Source organism: Nocardioides maradonensis (assembly GCF_054777115.1).
Genome location: NZ_BAAHAZ010000057.1, coordinates 1 through 560 on the forward strand (window position 1 = coordinate 1; position 560 = coordinate 560).

The window sequence follows — 560 nt, forward strand, 5'->3', positions numbered from 1 at the left end:
GACGCGCACGAGCAGCTGGCCCAGGCCGTGGAGGTCCTCGGCCTGTCCCCCTCGGTCCACGCGATGCTGGCCCAGCCCCGCCGCGAAGTCTCCGTCAGCATTCCGCTGCGACGCGACGACGGCACCATCGAGGTCCTGCGCGGCTACCGCGTCCAGCACAACTACTCCCGCGGCCCCGGCAAGGGCGGCGTCCGCTTCGACCCCAGGGTCGACCTCGACGAGGTCCGCGCCCTGGCCATGTGGATGACCTGGAAGTGCGCCCTCCTCGACGTGCCCTACGGCGGCGCCAAGGGCGGCGTCCGCGTCGACCCCCGCAACTACTCCCGCGCCGAGCTCGAACGCATCACCCGCCGCTACACCAGCGAGATCGCCCCCGTCATCGGCCCCGAGCACGACATCCCCGCCCCCGACATCGGCACCGACGAGCAGACCATGGCCTGGATGATGGACACCTACTCCGTCGGCAAGGGCCACACCGTCCTCGGCGTGGTGACCGGCAAGCCCCTGGCCGTCGGCGGCTCCCGCGGCCGCGCCGCCTCCACCAGCCGTGGCGTGGTCGC

At 73.0% G+C, this 560-nt stretch carries 1 protein-coding gene; it reads left to right on the forward strand.

From position 1 onward, the window contains the following. Window positions 1–560 (forward strand): Glu/Leu/Phe/Val family dehydrogenase (locus ACYVAQ_RS23405; protein WP_460793023.1); only part of this gene is annotated, 560 nt, incomplete at both ends.